The 15754-nt window shown below is 67.0% G+C and carries 16 protein-coding genes; 5 read left to right on the forward strand and 11 right to left on the reverse strand.

Annotation, left to right across the window (positions count from 1 at the left end; genetic code table 11):
• Positions 1-45 precede the first annotated feature (45 nt).
• Positions 46-1134 (reverse strand): anhydro-N-acetylmuramic acid kinase, encoded by a 1089-nt coding sequence (locus CMV14_RS20490; RefSeq protein ID WP_066970258.1) that lies wholly within the window; start codon positions 1132-1134, stop codon positions 46-48.
• Between the two features lie 217 nt (positions 1135-1351).
• Here CMV14_RS20490 and CMV14_RS20495 point away from each other — a divergent pair, with 217 nt between their 5' ends.
• The 3 genes from CMV14_RS20495 to CMV14_RS20505 all read left to right on the forward strand — a co-directional run bounded on the left by CMV14_RS20495 (position 1352) and on the right by CMV14_RS20505 (position 4252).
• The gene (locus tag CMV14_RS20495; protein WP_066970261.1) at positions 1352-1864 is read left to right on the forward strand and encodes a response regulator; all 513 of its coding nucleotides are present in this window, start codon (positions 1352-1354) and stop codon (positions 1862-1864) included.
• Between the two features lie 87 nt (positions 1865-1951).
• Positions 1952-3172: a tyrosine--tRNA ligase gene (gene tyrS, locus CMV14_RS20500; protein ID WP_066970264.1), complete on the forward strand. Its 1221-nt coding sequence runs from the start codon at positions 1952-1954 to the stop codon at positions 3170-3172.
• A 99-nt stretch (positions 3173-3271) separates the two neighbouring features.
• Positions 3272-4252 (forward strand): IS481 family transposase, encoded by a 981-nt coding sequence (locus tag CMV14_RS20505; RefSeq protein ID WP_066970399.1) that lies wholly within the window; start codon positions 3272-3274, stop codon positions 4250-4252.
• On the opposite strand, the gene CMV14_RS20510 is transcribed toward CMV14_RS20505, so the two are convergent.
• The 3 genes from CMV14_RS20510 to CMV14_RS20520 are packed head-to-tail and all read right to left on the reverse strand — an operon-like array spanning position 4249 to position 6976.
• Positions 4249-5097: a TauD/TfdA dioxygenase family protein gene (locus CMV14_RS20510; protein ID WP_066961959.1), complete on the reverse strand. Its 849-nt coding sequence runs from the start codon at positions 5095-5097 to the stop codon at positions 4249-4251. The two genes, CMV14_RS20505 and CMV14_RS20510, sit on opposite strands and share 4 nt — an antisense overlap.
• Complete coding sequence (locus CMV14_RS20515) at positions 5094-6005, reverse strand: acyl-CoA thioesterase (RefSeq protein WP_066961956.1); 912 nt, start codon at positions 6003-6005, stop codon at positions 5094-5096. The genes CMV14_RS20510 and CMV14_RS20515 overlap by 4 nt, the downstream gene beginning before the upstream one ends.
• A 5-nt stretch (positions 6006-6010) precedes the next feature.
• Positions 6011-6976 carry an SDR family NAD(P)-dependent oxidoreductase gene (locus tag CMV14_RS20520; RefSeq protein WP_066961953.1) on the reverse strand — a complete coding sequence of 322 codons (966 nt, stop codon included), beginning with the start codon at positions 6974-6976 and terminating at the stop codon, positions 6011-6013.
• A 159-nt stretch (positions 6977-7135) separates the two neighbouring features.
• Here CMV14_RS20520 and CMV14_RS20525 point away from each other — a divergent pair, with 159 nt between their 5' ends.
• The gene (locus CMV14_RS20525) at positions 7136-8293 is read left to right on the forward strand and encodes a Gfo/Idh/MocA family protein (protein ID WP_066961950.1); all 1158 of its coding nucleotides are present in this window, start codon (positions 7136-7138) and stop codon (positions 8291-8293) included.
• A gap of 32 nt (positions 8294-8325) precedes the next feature.
• Here the strand turns inward: CMV14_RS20525 and CMV14_RS20530 are convergent, their stop codons facing one another.
• The 4 genes from CMV14_RS20530 to CMV14_RS20545 are packed head-to-tail and all read right to left on the reverse strand — an operon-like array spanning position 8326 to position 11598.
• Positions 8326-9093, reverse strand: a complete 768-nt coding sequence (locus CMV14_RS20530) for an SDR family NAD(P)-dependent oxidoreductase (protein WP_066961945.1) — start codon at positions 9091-9093, stop codon at positions 8326-8328.
• Positions 9090-9653, reverse strand: coding sequence for a nuclear transport factor 2 family protein (locus tag CMV14_RS20535; protein WP_066961942.1), 564 nt, complete (start codon positions 9651-9653; stop codon positions 9090-9092). The genes CMV14_RS20530 and CMV14_RS20535 overlap by 4 nt, the downstream gene beginning before the upstream one ends.
• Positions 9650-10792, reverse strand: coding sequence for an NADH:flavin oxidoreductase (locus CMV14_RS20540; RefSeq protein ID WP_066961939.1), 1143 nt, complete (start codon positions 10790-10792; stop codon positions 9650-9652). Before CMV14_RS20540 ends, CMV14_RS20535 begins: the two co-directional genes overlap by 4 nt.
• A 2-nt stretch (positions 10793-10794) precedes the next feature.
• On the reverse strand, positions 10795-11598 hold the full coding sequence (locus tag CMV14_RS20545; protein ID WP_066961936.1) for an enoyl-CoA hydratase/isomerase family protein: 804 nt from the start codon (positions 11596-11598) through the stop codon (positions 10795-10797).
• 177 nt (positions 11599-11775) lie between these two features.
• Between CMV14_RS20545 and CMV14_RS20550 the strand changes: the two genes are divergently transcribed.
• Positions 11776-13005, forward strand: coding sequence for a CaiB/BaiF CoA transferase family protein (locus CMV14_RS20550; RefSeq protein WP_066961933.1), 1230 nt, complete (start codon positions 11776-11778; stop codon positions 13003-13005).
• Positions 13006-13012: 7 nt separating this feature from the next.
• On the opposite strand, the gene CMV14_RS20555 is transcribed toward CMV14_RS20550, so the two are convergent.
• From CMV14_RS20555 to CMV14_RS20565, 3 genes are read right to left on the reverse strand one after another with little or no spacing between them, the layout of a single operon-like run.
• Positions 13013-13501: a VOC family protein gene (locus CMV14_RS20555; protein ID WP_066961930.1), complete on the reverse strand. Its 489-nt coding sequence runs from the start codon at positions 13499-13501 to the stop codon at positions 13013-13015.
• 16 nt (positions 13502-13517) lie between these two features.
• Positions 13518-14666, reverse strand: coding sequence for a sulfotransferase family protein (locus tag CMV14_RS20560; RefSeq protein WP_066961927.1), 1149 nt, complete (start codon positions 14664-14666; stop codon positions 13518-13520).
• The gene (locus CMV14_RS20565) at positions 14663-15676 is read right to left on the reverse strand and encodes a zinc-binding dehydrogenase (RefSeq protein WP_066961925.1); all 1014 of its coding nucleotides are present in this window, start codon (positions 15674-15676) and stop codon (positions 14663-14665) included. Before CMV14_RS20565 ends, CMV14_RS20560 begins: the two co-directional genes overlap by 4 nt.
• Positions 15677-15754 lie beyond the last annotated feature (78 nt).

Consider the following 15754-nt stretch of genomic DNA (forward strand, 5'->3'; position numbering starts at 1 on the left):
ACCGACAACCAGAAGGATGTCACCCAATCTTCGCTGGGGTGACGGCTAAGGATTGTTGAGCACCCCGCCCGTCATCGGCGCCGGTACCCCGGTCGTCCCGGGAAAGCTGATCGGCTCGCCGCGCACCGCGCGCACCGCCATATAGGCGAAGCCCTCGGCCTCGGTCGCGTCGCCATTCCAGCCGAGCGCCTCGATCGGCTCGGCGGCGAGGCCGGTCGCCTCGGCGATCATGCGCATCAGCGTCGGATTGTGCCGCCCCCCGCCCGCGACGATCAGCCGGGTCGGCCGCTCCGGCAGGTGGCGCAGCGCCAGCGCCACCGTCTCGGCGGTGAAGGCGGTGAGGGTCGCCGCACCGTCCGCCGCCGACAGCCCACGCGCGGGCAGGCAAGTGAAGTCGGCGCGGTCGAGCGACTTGGGCGGCGGCGCGTCGAACCACGGATTGTCGAGCATCGTATCGAGCACCGTCCGATCCACGTTCCCCCGCGCGGCGAAGGCGCCGTTCGCGTCATAGGGCGATCCGGTCTCGGCCAGCATCCAGTCGTCGATCAGGCCGTTGGCCGGGCCGGTGTCGAAGGCGATCAGGTCGCCCTCGCCCGCGCCGAGCCAGGTGACGTTCGCTACCCCGCCGAGGTTCAGCACCGCGACCGGCCGCGCCATCCCCGCCGTCAGCGCGCGATGGTAGACCGGGAGCAGCGGCGCGCCCTGTCCGCCCGCCGCGACATCGGCCGATCGCAGGTCGTTGACCACCCTTATGCCAAGCGCCTGCGCCATCGCTGCGCCATCACCGATCTGCCAGGTCCACCCGCGATCGGGCCGGTGGGCGATGGTCTGGCCGTGGAAGCCGATCACGTCGACCTCCGCCGGATCGACATTGGCCACCGACAGCAGCTGCCGCACCGCGAGGATATGGCGGTTGGTGAGCATCCGCTCCGCCTCGACCACCTTGGGGCTCGCGCGCGGCCGATCGAAGCTCAGCGCCAGCGCCGCCGCCTCGCGCAGCTGGTCGCGCGCCTGCGCACTATAGGGATCGGAGCGGAAGGCGATCGGCCGGATATGGCCGGCGCCGTCGGTCTCGATCAGGGCGGCGTCGATGCCGTCGAGCGAGGTGCCCGACATCAGGCCGACGGCAAGCATGGTAGTCATCCGCGTCCTTTCCACCGGATCGGAGGACGAAGCAAGCCGCTACAAGACAACCGCCGAAGCTTAGACCAAAGGATGGCTCAAACCGCACGAAGCAGACGCCGATCTTTAGGAGGCGTTAATCTTACCAGCCCATCATAACGGTCATATAACGAATTGCTTTATAATGATATTTTCAACCCAACCCGCGCGGAGAAGGCGAGTATGGCAAATGGAACAGTTTCGGATCCTGATCATCGATGACTCCCTCGTCATCCGCGGGATGATGACCAATATATTGAGCGCCGACCGCGAGATTTTGGTCATTGGCGCCGCGTCCAGCGCCGAGCAGGCCCTGCTGATGCTGAAGGACAACCCCGCCGATGCGGTGACGCTGGACATGGAAATGCCGGGGGTCACCGGCTTGCAACTGCTTCCGATCCTGCACCGGCTGGATATTCCCGCCGTCCTCATCTCCGGCCATGCCTCCGAAGGGTCGGATCTGTGCGGATCGGCGTTGGTGATGGGCGCCTATGGCTGCTTCAACAAGGCGGACGCGGTGCGCGAACCGGCAACGCTGATCGCGCTGGTGAAGGCCGCCGCGCGCCACAAGGCGACGATCGGCAAGGCCAACGCCGCCGCCATGCATCGCGTGCAGGACAATGCCGATCGCGCGGCCGACCGGATGGGCCTGCGCAGGGAATGGCATGCCGCCCATAACGAGCCGCCGCACGGCGCCCGTTGAGGCGACACCGGATGGCAGGGGCAGGATCGCCTGAACCGCCCGCACAGCTACCCTTCCGTCGCGGCACGTGCTAACGCCGCCGCCGCCATGACCGAATACAGATCCGACCTGCTACGCCTGCTCGACGAGCGGGGCTATATCCACCAGATTACCGATGCGGAGGGGCTGGACAAGCTCGCCGCCGCCGGGGTGATGCCGGGCTATATCGGCTTCGATCCGACCGCGCCCTCGCTCCATGTCGGCAGCCTGGTGCAGATCATGCTGCTGCGCCGGATGCAGCAGGCCGGGCACAAGCCGATTGTGCTGATGGGCGGCGGCACCGGCAAGATCGGCGATCCGAGCTTCAAGGACGAAGCCCGCAAGCTGATGACGACCGAAGTGATCGCGGGCAATGTCGCCTCGATCAAACGCATCTTTGAACGCTTCCTGACCTTCGGGGACGGCCCGACCGACGCGGTGATGGTCGACAATGCCGACTGGCTCGACAAGCTCGAATATATCCCCTTCCTCCGCGAGGTGGGCCAGCATTTCTCGATCAACCGGATGCTGAGCTTCGACTCGGTGAAGCTGCGCCTTGAGCGTGAGCAATCGCTGAGCTTCCTCGAGTTCAACTACATGATCCTCCAGGCCTACGACTTCATGGAGCTGGCGCGCCGCCGCGGCTGCCGGCTGCAGATGGGCGGATCGGACCAGTGGGGCAATATCGTCAACGGCATCGAGCTGTCGCGCCGCATGCTGGGCCAGGAAGTCTATGGCGTCACCACGCCACTGATCACCACCGCCGACGGCGGCAAGATGGGCAAGACCATGTCCGGCGCGGTGTGGCTCAACGAGGAGAGCCTGCCCGCCTACGACTATTGGCAATTCTGGCGAAACACCCACGACAAGGATGTCGGCCGCTTCCTGCGCCTGTTCACCGACCTGCCGCTCGACGAGATCGCCCGGCTGGAGGCGCTGGAGGGCCAGGAGATCAACCAGGCCAAGATCGTGCTCGCCAATGAGGCGACGACGATGTGCCGTGGCGCGGAGGCGGCGGCAGCCGCCGCCGAGACCGCGCGGCGGACCTTCGAGGAGGGTGCGGCCGGCGGCGACCTGCCGACGCTGGCGACCGGCGGCAGCATCTCCCTGATCGATGCGCTGGTCGGCCTGGGCTTTGCGGGGTCGAAGGGCGAGGCCAAGCGCAAGCTGGCGGAAGGCGCGGTACGGATCGACGGCGAGGCCGAGAAGGACGACCGCATGGTCATGGTCGGCGCCGCGAACGTGAAGATCAGCCTGGGCAAGAAGAAGCACGGGCTGCTGACCCGGTAGAGCGATCAGGCTCTAGGTGTGAGCTTTCAGGAGGTTGTTCATCCGGCGTGACCGGATCAGACTGATGTTGCGACACGTCAGGTCTGGAGGAACGACCGGATGAACATCCACAAGAATGCCCGAACCACGCCCTTCAGTCGAGCCGAGATCGTCCGGCGCGTGATGGTTCTGCGCGAGACGCCCAGGGCGGTCGCGACCGCCCTGGGCGTCTCGGAGCGAACCGTAGCCAAGTGGCTGGCACGTTATCGGATCGAAGGCGAAGCCGGTCTCGTCGACCGCAGCTCGCGCCCACACGCCATGCCCCGCGCCACGCCCGCCGACCGCATCGAGCAGGTCATCGCCCTGCGCCGTCAGCGCCTCTGCGGCAAGCAGATCGCCGCCACGCTGAAGCTCTCGCCAGCCACTGTCAGCCGGATACTGCGCAACGCACGCTTGAGCCGAATGCGCGATCTCGATCCTCCCGAGCCCATCCGTCGCTATGAGCGCGCGCACCCCGGCGAGCTGATCCACATCGACATCAAGAAGCTCGGCCGCTTCGAACGCGTCGGCCATCGCATCACCGGCAATCGGACAAAGCAGAGCAGCACTCGCGGCAGCCGTGCTGGCGAGCGCTACGGCGCAGGCTGGGAGTTCGTCCACGTCTGCATCGACGATGCCTCGCGCATCGCCTTCAGCCAGATCCTCCCCGACGAAAAGAAGGAAAGCGCAACCGCCTTCCTCTTCGCCGCCATCGCCTATTATCAAAGCCTCGGCATCACTGTCTCGCGCGTCATGACCGACAACGGCGCCTGCTACAAAAGCTTCGCCTTCCGCGACGCCTGCAAAGCACTCGGCCTCAAGCACATCCGCACCAAACCCTACACGCCCAAGACTAACGGCAAGGCCGAACGCTTCATCCAGACCAGCTTACGCGAATGGGCATATGCTCGCGCCTATCCAACCTCCGAGCACCGCAAACGCGCCCTCAGTCCATGGCTCCATAATTATAACTGGCACCGCCCCCACGGCAGCTTACAATCACAACCGCCCATCAGCCGACTACGTCAGCCAATGAATAACCTGTTGAGGCTCCACATCTAGGCGCACAGCGCCGGCATGCCCTTGGTGCTGATCCGGTGGAGAAGCCGGCGCTTGCCCGGCTCGTTCGAATAGTCGATCGGGCTCGCACAGTGGACGGTGCCGAAATTGTCCCACAGTACGATATCGCCGGGCTGGACCTTGTAGCTGGTCCTATAGGCCGGTTTGACCACATGTTCGCGCAGTTCGCGGATCAGCGCCGTGGCCTCGGCGTCGTCCATCCCGTCGATCGCATAGGCGGTGCCCGAGGTGAAGATGCCCTTTCGCCCCGTCACCGGGTGGACCATCACCAGCGGGTGGCTCGGCGCATCGGTGTGACGCTGCGGCCGGTTGGGATCGGGGCGGGTCTCGCCCTCGATCCAGGGCGCCCGGCCCAGCTCGTGGCGGGCGACCAGCCCGTCGATCCGGGCCTTGGTCGCGTCGGGCAGGTCGTCATAAGCGGCGCTGGTGCTCGCGAAATGGGTCTCGCCACCCTCCACCGGCGCTTCCTTGCCGTAGAGCATGGTGACGCAGCCCGGCACGCTTTCATAGCTGCTGTCCGAATGCCAGTGGACAGCGCCGTCGCGCATCGAGGCCGGGGTGGCCGGATCGTTGTTGATGTGGATGATGGCCGGGAAATCGGCGTTGCGATGCTCGGCGATGAAGAAGTCGAGGGGGGTGCCGAAGAAGGAGGCGAAGCGCACATAGGCCGCGTCATCGAGCGCCTGCCCGGGGATGACGACAACGCCGCGATCGAACAACAGCGCGAGCAGCCGGCGCATGGTCGGCTCGCTCATGTCCTTCGACAGGTCGAGCCCGGTGACGACCGAGCCGATCGCCGGAGCCAGCGGGGTATCGGTGAAGCTCATTTCGTCTCTCCTGATGCCTGTGATCCGGGCCGCAGCCGGCGCAGCAGGCATTCCTGCGCGGTCGACGCCATAAGCCGCCCGTCCCGATCGAATATCTGCCCCCGCGTGAAGCCCAGGCCGTCTGTGGCCGATGGGCTTTCGGTGTGGTGCAGGAACCACTGGTCGCAGCGCACCGGGCGGTGGAACCACAGCGCGTGATCGAGGCTGGAGATCAGCAGTTCGGCGCTGTTGGTGGGGAAACCATGCGGCGTCGCCGAGACCCCGGCCAGCCAATAGTCGCTGCCATAGGCGAGCAGGCAGGCCTGGGCGCGCGGATCGTCGACCGCGGCCGCGCCGGGCAGGCGAAACCAGAAATCGCGAACCGGCCGCTCCAACCGATCGAGGAAATAGGCTTCCGGGGCGATCACGCGCATCTCCATCGGCAGCGCGCCGGAGAAGTTGCGGATGGCGGCAAAGTTCAATCTGTCCTCATGCTCCCGCACGAACTGCTGGAGGGTCGGCACATCCTCCGGCGGGGGCACATCCGGCATGGTCGCCGCCTGATGGATAAATCCGTCCTCGGGCGCATGGAACTGGCAGGCCAGGGTGAATACCGGCTGGCCATCCTGCACCGCGAGCACCTGGCGGTTGGCGAAGCGGCGGCTGTCGCGCAGACGCGTCACCCGATATTCGATCGGCACCGACGCCAGCGCCGGCGCCAGGAAATAGCTGTGCAGCGAGGTCGGCGGCATGGCCTCGACCGTCCGAACCGCACTCATCAGCGCCTGCGCCACCAGCCGCCCGCCGAACACATGGCCGATATGGTTGACGTCGCGGGCGCCGCCGATGAAGCAATCCGCGCCCGCTGGCTCGACGCCCAATATCTCCTCGACCGAGGCGCGCATCATCGAACCGTCGGCGTCGGCCATCACGCTCAGTCCTGCGGCGCCGCGCGCTGGGCGGCGAGCACCGTGTCCATCTCGTCGAGCCCGCTGAGCGGCACCGCATAATGGCTGCGATCGTCGATCTCGCCGAGGTGGGCGAGGATGTCGTCGCAGCTCGGCGCATCGGGCCCGGGCGCGTACCAGCCCTCGGTCAGCCCCACGAACAGCCGCGAATATTTGCCGCCGAGCACCGAATACATGTTCTGCGAGCTGTCGCACTGGCGGCTGGCCATGTAGCAGGCGAGCGCGGCGACGAATTCCGGCTTCATCGCCTCGGCGAAATGGCGGGTGCGTTCGCCGGCCGCCTTGAGGAAGGCGATGTCGGGCCGCTCGGCCAGCGGCGTGCCGCCGAGCCGCCCGCCCTGCGCGTTGGGGAACAGCGTGTTGACGACGACGCCCGCCGGCGCCTCCTGCGCGATGACATTCATCAGCCCGATCATCGCGGTCTTGGCCGCGCCGTAACTGGCGCGCATCGGATTGCCGAACACGCCCGATTGCGATCCGACCAGCACCAGCCGGCCATAGCTCTGCTTCACCATTTCGCGATAGGCGGGCTGGCAGACGTTGAACGCGCCCTTCACATGGACGGCGAACACCGCCTCGATATCTTCCTCTGTCAAGGTGCCGAACGGCGCGTTGCGCTGGTTGCCAGCATTGGAGATGACGATGTCCACCCGGCCGAAATGGGAGAGCGCGGCGTCGATGATCGCCTGCCCGCCGGCCGCGCTGGCGACGCTGTCATAATTGGCGACCGCGCGGGCGCCACCATCGCGCAGCTCGCGCACGATCGCGTCGGCATAGTCGGACGATCCGCCTTCGCCGGTGGTGCTGCCGCCCAGATCATTGGCGACGATCGCCGCCCCGCGCCGGGCCAGTTCGCGGCAGAAGGCGCTGCCGAGCGCGCCGCCCGCGCCCGTCACCACCGCGACCTGCCCGCTGAAATCGATCCGGTCCATGCGTCATCCTCTCAGGCCCGGCATAGTCGGCTGGACACTTCGCCGCCAATCCGCCCGCCCCCTGGCGCGCGCATGATCACATAGGCGATAGGCCCCGGCAGCCTGTTTTCCGCAGCGGCGGACTGCGCCACTGTCCGGCCCGCGAGAGGAGACGGGCATATGGCGGGCAAGCCACTCAAGGTCGGCATCATCAGCGCGAACTGGAGCCTCAAGGTCCATGGTGCCGCATGGCGCCGGATCGAAGGAGTCGAGGTCGCCGCAATCTGCACGTCGCGCCAGGAGACCGCCGAGAAGGCCGCCCGCGATTTCGGCATCCCCAGGGCCTATTGGAACCATGAGGAGATGTCAGCCGATCCCGATCTCGACATCATCGACGTCGGCACCCGCCCGTCCTTCCGCTTCCCGATGGTCATGGCGGCGCTGAACAACGGCAAACATGTCTATGACGCGCTGCCTTTCGCCACTTCGCTGGCCGATGCCGAGGCGATGCGCGACGCGCAGAAGGCGGCCGGGACGGTGGGCGTGGTCGACGCCCAGTTCCGCTGGTCGCCGCCCGCTCAGCAGATGAAGGCGATGATCGAGGCGGGCTTCATCGGCAAGCCGCTGGGCTTCAACGTCCAGCTGATGCTCCCGCTGATCGTCGCCAACGACAAGCCCTATGCGTACAGCGCCTATTCGGAGCACACCGACCCCTATTATTGGCTGGCCGAGAAGAGCAGCGGCGGCAGCGCCTGGCGCAACTTCGCGACCCATGCGCTGCTGTTCCTGACCCACCTGATCGGCCCGGTCGAGGAAGCGACCGGCATGCTGACCACCGGCGTCCCCGAATGGTTCCTGCCCAATGGCGAGGTGCTGCGCCCGGAAACCCATGACCTCGGCAGCGCGACTCTGCGCATGGCGAACGGCGCGATCGGCAGCCTGCAGGCGGGCTGGTGCGTGCCCGACACCGAAGGCTGGCGGGTGGAGATATGGGGCGATCGCGGCCGGCTGCTGCTGGTCGACAACAGCTTCGGCAACCTGCTGTCGGCGAAGCTCTATGCCGGCGACGGCCGCCTGCTCACCTATGGCGAGAGGACCTGCGCCGAGGTGGATATCGACCCCGCCTTCTACGCGGTGCCGGGCACCACGACCGCCGAGACCGGCCCCCGCCCCTTCGTGGCAATGGACTGGATGTTCGCCAACATGGTGCAGGCGATCCGATCGGGCGGCGAGGGGTCTCCGAGCTTCACCGAAGCCGCGGCGGTCCACCGCGTGGTCGAGGCGGTCGAGCAGGCCAGCGCGGAGCGGCGCTGGCTGCGGATGGACGAACTGGTGTGAGAAGGTTCGAACCGGAATAGCCGCAACGCCGCTCAGCCGGGATGCGCGCCGCCGCCGGCCACTTCCAGCCCCCGGCCGGTGATCATCGCCGCCTCGTCGCTGGACAGGAACAGCACCGCCGCCGCGATCTCGGACGGCTGGACGCAGCGGTGGATCATCTGGTGGTGGCTGGCCACCTCGGCCTGCTGCTCCAGCGTGAACATCGACGCGATCTGCGGCGTGGCGGTGAGGCCGGGCAACACGCTGTTCACCCGGATATTGTCCTGCGCATAGGCGCAGCTGGCATATTGGCTGAGGTGGATAACCCCCGCCTTGGCCGCCGAATAGGAGGCCGGCGCCGATGGCGTGAAGATGCGGCCCGACATCGAGGCGGTGTTGACGATGGTGCCGCCGCCATTCGCCTTCATCACCGGAATCTCATGTTTCATCGCCAGGAAGGTGCTGGTCAGCGAGATCGTTACCGTCCAGTTCCAGTCGTCGAGGCTCAGTTCCTCCAGCGAACCGAGCTTCGCCGCGCCGACATTGTTGAAGGCGTGGCGCACCGGGCCATGCGCCGCGCAGGCGGCGTCGATCATCGCCCTGACCGATGCCTCGTCGGTGGCGTCGGTCTGGACGAAGCGGGCGTTGCCGCCATCCGCGACGATCGCGTCGCACACCGCCTGCCCCCCGGCAGCGTCAATATCGGCGAGAGTGACCAGCCCGCCCTCGGCAGCGAAGGCGCGCGCGGCCGCCTCGCCGATGCCGGAACCAGCGCCGGTCACGATCACCGAACGGCCCTCGAAACGGCGGCTGCTGCTCATGCCTTGTCTCCTGTCGGAAGCGCCGTCAGCGCGGCGATGCTGTCTTCGGCCTGATCGGCCCAGAACGGGTTCCAGCTGGCGAAATGCTGGGGCAGCGCGGGCGGCAGCGGATGCGCGGCCCAGCCGGTGAAGGGCGCCGAGGGGCGCTCCTCCCAATCGGCCGCATACCAGTGCTTTTCCTGGCGGCGCACGAAATACCATGTGCCGTCGCGGCGTTCATAGGTGTCGAAATAGGCGATCGCCATCACGATCCACTGGCCGTCGGCCTCATGCTCGGCGCGGCAATAGACGGTGCCATGGGCATGGTCTGCATCGTCGAATTCGACATGGTGGCCGCAGAGCTGGTGGATCGAACGGTAGAAGGTGCGGACCGACGGCTCAATGATCGAGCGCAGCACATCGCGGCCCGAGCCGCGCTTGCCGCAGTTGACGTCGGGAATGAACAGCTCGACCCAGGCGTCGAGATCGCGCCCGTCGATCGCCAGTGCATAGCGGATCGGCAATTGCTGGATCGCCGCCAGCGATTCGAGCCGATCGATTCGTTGCTCGATGCCGCTCATGTCAGCCGCTCCAGGCTGGTGGGATCGAAAGGCAGGAAGGGCTCGCCAGCCACCGCCCGGGTGAACCAGGACGGATCGTTGAGGATCGCCCGGCCGACCGCGACCAGATCGAACTCGCCGCGCTCGAACCGCTCGATCAGCCGGGGCAGGTTGTTCACCGAGTCCTGGCTGGCATCGATATGCTTGGCGCTGCCCTTTGCCTTGTCGAGCGCGACACCGCCCACCGTCATCGATGCCTTGCCGGTGAGCTTCTTCGCCCAGCCGGCAAGGTTGAGCGTCGATCCCTCGAAGGTCGGCGTGTCGAAATAGCGCTGGCTGGCGTCGAACAGGTCGACCCCGGCATCGGCCAGCGGGCCGAGCAGCGCGCCGAGGCCGTCGGGCGTGTCGGCGAGCAGGGCGAGGTAGTTCTGCATCTTGAACTGGGAGAAGCGCAGCACGATCGGCTTTTCCTCGCCGATCTCGGCGCGGATCGCACGGACCACCGCCGCGCCGAATGCTGCGCGCCCTGCCGGATCGCCGCCCCATTGGTCGTCGCGCCGGTTGGTGTAATCCCATAGGAAGGTGTCGATCAGATAGCCGTGCGCGCCGTGGATGGCGATGCCGTCCGCCCCCAGCGCGACGGCGTTGCGCGCCGCCAGCGCATAGGCGGCGATGATGTCGGCGATATCGCTGTCGGTCATCGGCGGCACCGGCGCGAGGCTGGCGTCGCGCCCCTCGGGCCGGAAGGAGATGATGCCGTCGGCCGGCCCCCATATGCCCGACGGGCGCATCGGATTGCCGGTGCCCGGGCCGGCATATTCGACGTTCCACATCGGCCCCTGGTGCCAGAGCTGGGGCACGATCCGCCCGCCCGCCGCATGAACCTCATCGATCACACGCCGCCAGCCGTCGAGCACCTCGACCCCATCGATGCCGGGGATGTCCGGATGGTCGGCGGCAGCATAATGCGGCAGCGCCACCCCTTCGGTCAGGATCAGGCCCAGGCCGGTCGCGGCGCGGCGGGCGTAATAGCTGGCGACCTCTTCGGTCGGCACCCCGAGCGGCGAGCGGTAGCGGGTCATCGGCGCCATCACCACCCGGTTGGGCAGGTCCAGGCCGCGCAGGACGAAGGGCCGCAGCAGCGGTTCGATCGGGCTCATCGTCATTGTCCCGTGAATTTAGGGCGCCGCTTTTCGATGAAGGCCTTGCGCTTCTCGGCGGTGTCGGCGGTCGACTGGCTCATGAAGATGGCCCGGTTCTCAAGTTCGATCGCGGCCTCCAGGCTTGGCGCATCGGCATTGAGCCACATCGAGCTCTTGGTGAGCGCGATCCCGATCGGGCTGTTGACCAGGATCGCGTCGGCCAGCGCGAGCGCTTCATCGATCAGCTTGTCGTCGTCGACGCAGCGCAGGATCATGCCGATCTGGGCGGCCTCCTCGGCCATCACGGTACGGCCGGTCAGCATCAGTTCGGCGGCGCGCTGGGTGCCGATCAGCCGGGGCAGCATATAGCTGAAGCCCAGTTCATGCCCGGTGCCGGCATTGTGGAAGGCATTGACGAACTTGGCCGACCGCCCCGCGATCGTCATGTCGGCGGCCAGCGCCAGCGCATAGCCCGCGCCCGCCGCCGCGCCGTTGACCGCGCAGATGACAGGCTGCGGCAGCGCCCGCATCCGCACCGGGATCTGCCCGAGCTTGTCCATGATGCGGCGCTGCCACTGCGCCTTGCCCAGATCCTCCGACACCCAGTCGGGCCGGCCGCCGTCGCGGATATCGTGCCCGGCGCAGAAGGCGCGACCGGCGCCGGTGAGCAGCACCACGCGCACATCATGATCGTAGCGGATCGATTCGAGCTGGTCGATCAGCTCGCCATACATGGCGTAGCTCAGCGAGTTGAGCGCATCGGGCCGGTTGAGGGTGAGGCGGCAGACCCCTTCGGCCGGGGTGTCGCGCAAGATATCGCCCATGCGGCTTCCCATCCTGTCGTCTTCGGTTTCGATCCAATAGCGTCATAAAGAGGAGAGTCCGGGCCTGCGGGGAAGCCCGGCGTCCTGCATATCATGGTTGTGAACAGGCGGACGGCATGACTTGTCATGGCGGCTGGCCGTGGCGAGGGATGATCGGGCATAGTTTCAGGTTGAACCATGGCCAGACTACCACTTGAGAATATCCGCGTCCTCGATCTCACCCGCGTGCTGGCGGGGCCGTTCGGATCGCAGGTGCTGGCGGACATGGGCGCCGACGTGATCAAGATCGAGCGCCCCGGCGCGGGAGACGACGCGCGCATCTTCGGCGAGCCCTATCTGCGCGATGCCGAGGGCAACCGCACCCGCGAGAACGCCTTCTACATGTCGGTGAACCGCAACAAGCGATCGGTGGCGCTCAACATCGCCTCGCCGCGCGGCCAGGCGCTGATCCGCGAGCTGGTCAAGTCGTGCGACGTGGTGATGGAGAATTACAAGGTCGGCGACCTGAAGCGCTACGGCCTCGACTATGACAGCCTGAAGGCGATCAACCCGCGCATCATCTATTGCTCGGTCACCGGCTATGGCCAGACGGGTCCGCTGGCGAGCAAGCCCGGCTACGACGCGGTATTCCAGGGCGAATGCGGGCTGATGAGCGTGACCGGCATTCCCGAGGGCAAGCCGGGCGCCGGCCCGATGAAGGTGGGGCCCAGCATCATCGACCTGTTCACCGGCCTGAACGTCGCCAATGCCGTGCTCGCCGCGCTCTACCATCGCGACGCCGGCGGCGGCGAAGGGCAATATATCGACGTCGCGCTGCTCGACTGCGGCATCTCCGCGCTGTCGCATTACGCGCAGATCTACCTGACCTCGGGCGAGGTGCCGGTGCGGCGCGGCACCCAGGGCAATGGCGGGATGCCGACCAGCAAATTCCCGTGCAGCGACGGGGCGATCATGATCACCTCTGGCAACGACAAGCAATATGTCGCGCTATGCGACGCGGTCGGCCATCCCGAACTGGCGACCCATCCGCGCTTCCACACCAATGTCCTGCGCGTCCAGCATCGCGACGAGATCACCGAGGTGTTCGACGCGATCTTCGCCACAAATACGGTGGCCTATTGGCTGGAGAAGCTGGGCGCGGCAGGCATCCCAAGCGGCCCGATCAACGATCTGGAACAGGTGTTCGACTATCCGCAGGCAGTGCATCGCGGCATGCGTGTCCGCGTGCCGCACCCACTGAAGCCCGACCTCGATGTGATCCGCAGCCCGCTCAACTTCTCGGAGACCCCGATCACCGACTATCGCGCCCCGCCTATGCTGGGCGAACATACACGGGAGGTGCTGGCGGCCGAATTGGGGTTGAGCGAAGCCGAGATCGCCGCGCTCGCCGACGAAGGGGTGGTTTGAGCGGCGCTCAATTCTCCGGGATCGCCGCGCCCACCGCCGCCCAATAGTCGGGCGAACCATAGATATATTCGACATAATGGCCGAGTGTCGCGCGGGCGTCGGCGTAGAAATAGGTCATTCCATTGGATTCGGAATCGATCGGGATCGCAAAGCCGCGCTCCTTCGCGGTGGCCTGCAACGCCTCCAGATCGGCGAGGCTGTCGAGCCGCTGGGCGACATGGTGGAAATGCAGCGGCCCTTCGCGGCCCAGCGGCTCGCGGTAGAGATCGACCGCGCCCGATAGCGGCTGGATCAGCTCGATCTCCAGATCGCCGGTTCGCCCCAGCGCGATATGGCAATGCGCCACGGCCCCGGCGCGGTCGATCGGGAAGCGGATGTCGCGCAGTTCGAGGAAGCGTTCGATGCCATGGGCCGAGCGCAGCGCCTCCAGCCCCTTGTCGAAATCGGCGGTGACATAGGCGATCTGATGGAATTTGCCGCCGAGCAGATTGTTCATGTCCGTCCTTTCCTCGTCAGGCGTAGCCGCGCCGCGCGCGATAATCGGCGAAGCGCTGCCGCAGACCCTTGGCGGTCAGCCCGAAATCCTCGGGCCGGTAGCGGGGTCCTGCGGCCGCGCGGCGCGGATGGGCGTCGAGCCAGGCCTGCATCACCGCCTCGGTCCCGGCCGTCAGCGTCAGGCCGAAATGTTGATAGAGCCGCTTGACCGTGCCGAGCTGATCGCGCGTGAAATCGCTGAACTCGATGTCGAAGAAGCGATTGTCGCTCTGGCTGCGAACCTGTTCCGCGCGATCGAGCGCCACCGCCCACATCTCCGCCTCGCGCCGGCCGATCGCTTCGGGATCGGCGCGTTCGCCCGCGAAGACGCGCTGCGCGGCGAGGATCAGGTTGCAGATCGACGGTAGCGCCTCGACCGGATCGCGATGCGTCTGGACGATCATCGCGTCGGGGAAGACATCCAGCACCTCGCGCAGCGAGAAGAGGTCCGTCGGGTTCTTGAGCAGCCAGCGCCGGTCGTCATCCTTACCGATCAGCCGCAGCACATCGGCCAGCCAGCGGTAGCTGTCCCTGTCGTCGCGATCGCGATACCAGCCGTCATAGCGCGGCACCGGCCACATCGACGGCCACATGTTGCTGGCGAAGCCGGTGGCGAGGATGAACAGCGATTCCTCGATCCCCTCGGCCGACATCATATGGTCGTCGAGCATTTCCGGCGCGCTGGCGATGAAGGCTGCGATCCCCTCGGAGACGGCACGGTACTGCGGGATGCTCGGCCACTGGCCGCGCGGCGGGCGCGGCATCGGCGCGACGGTCAACCAATGCTCGGGGCCCTGGAACTGCGGATCGAGCGAAAGCAGCTGGTGGAGCGCGGTGGTGCCCGAGCGGACCAGTCCGGCTATGATCAGCGGCTGGCGGATCGGCATCGCCAGCACATCGGCATGCCGCCGCAGTCCGTCGACCGCCATGGCGCGGGCATCGAGGAACTGGCCGATCCGGAAGGCGGTCGCCTGGACGAAGGGTTCGGCTAGATCGAGCGCGCGGATGTCGGCGAGCAGCAGGTCCAGCCCTTCGCGGAAAGCGGGATCGCCGAAGTCGGACAGGCCGGTCCGCGCCGCCGACGCGGCCAGCATCGCTTCGGGCCGCAGCGGATCGTGCAGGGTCATGCCGCGGCCCAGGGGTCGATATGGACCTTGGTCTGGCTCGATCCGGTGCGCAGGGCCTCGAACGCGGCGGGCAGCGCGTCGAGCCCGATCGTGTCGGTGATCATCATGCGCGGCGCCACATGGCCGGCGTCGAGGGCGTCGGCGCAGTGCTGGAACTCGCGCAGATCATAGGCGAAGGAGAATTTCATCGTCACCTGCTTCCAGGTGGCAAGCGAAGGGATGATCGGATCGGGGCTGCCGCAGAAGCCGAGCGAGACGATCATGCCACCGGGCCGCACCAGTTCGACCGCCTTCTGCATCAGGCCGACCGCGCCGGCGCATTCGAGCACGACGTCGGGCATGCAGCCCAGCGCCGCCGCCAGACGATCGCCCTCTCCATCGCCGAACGCTTCGAACGCATCCGCGCCCATCGCTGTGGCGAGATCGGCCCGGCGCGCCGAGCGCGACATGGCGACGACCCGGCCGGCGCCGAGCAGCCGCGCCCAATAGATCGACGCGAGGCCCACCGCGCCCGCCCCGAGCACGACGACCTTCGCCCCCGGCTTCAGACCGGCGAGCGCGGCGCCGCGCAGTCCCACCGCCAGCGGCTCGACCAATGCTCCGTCGGCCATCGACAGCGTCTCGGGCAGATGGATCGCGGCGGGCGTGTAGATCCGCATATATTCGCCGAACCCGCCGATCATCCCCGCCATTGCCGCGCAACCGAGCGGGAAGCCCGCAAGGCAGGCGCCGCATTGGCCGCAGCCCCGCGCCGGCATCGCCGAGACACGCTGGCCCACCTTCAGGTTGGACACATCCTTGCCGATCGCAACCACCTCACCGGCATATTCATGGCCAAGCGTGGTGCCCGCCGGATAATCGGCATAGCCACCCGAGGTCATGCTGATATCGGACCCGCAGATGCCGCAGCGGCACACCTTGATCACCGCTTCGCCGGGGCCGGGTTCGGGATCGGGCAATTGCTCGATCGTCATCGGCTTGCCAGCGCCGTGGAAAATGGCGGCCCGCATCGTCCCTCCTTTCGCGCCTTTACGGCGTCCCATGGTGCGGCGATGTGGCCGCGCCACGCGCCTTCGTGCAAGATGACC

Source organism: Rhizorhabdus dicambivorans (assembly GCF_002355275.1).
Lineage (GTDB): Bacteria > Pseudomonadota > Alphaproteobacteria > Sphingomonadales > Sphingomonadaceae > Rhizorhabdus > Rhizorhabdus dicambivorans.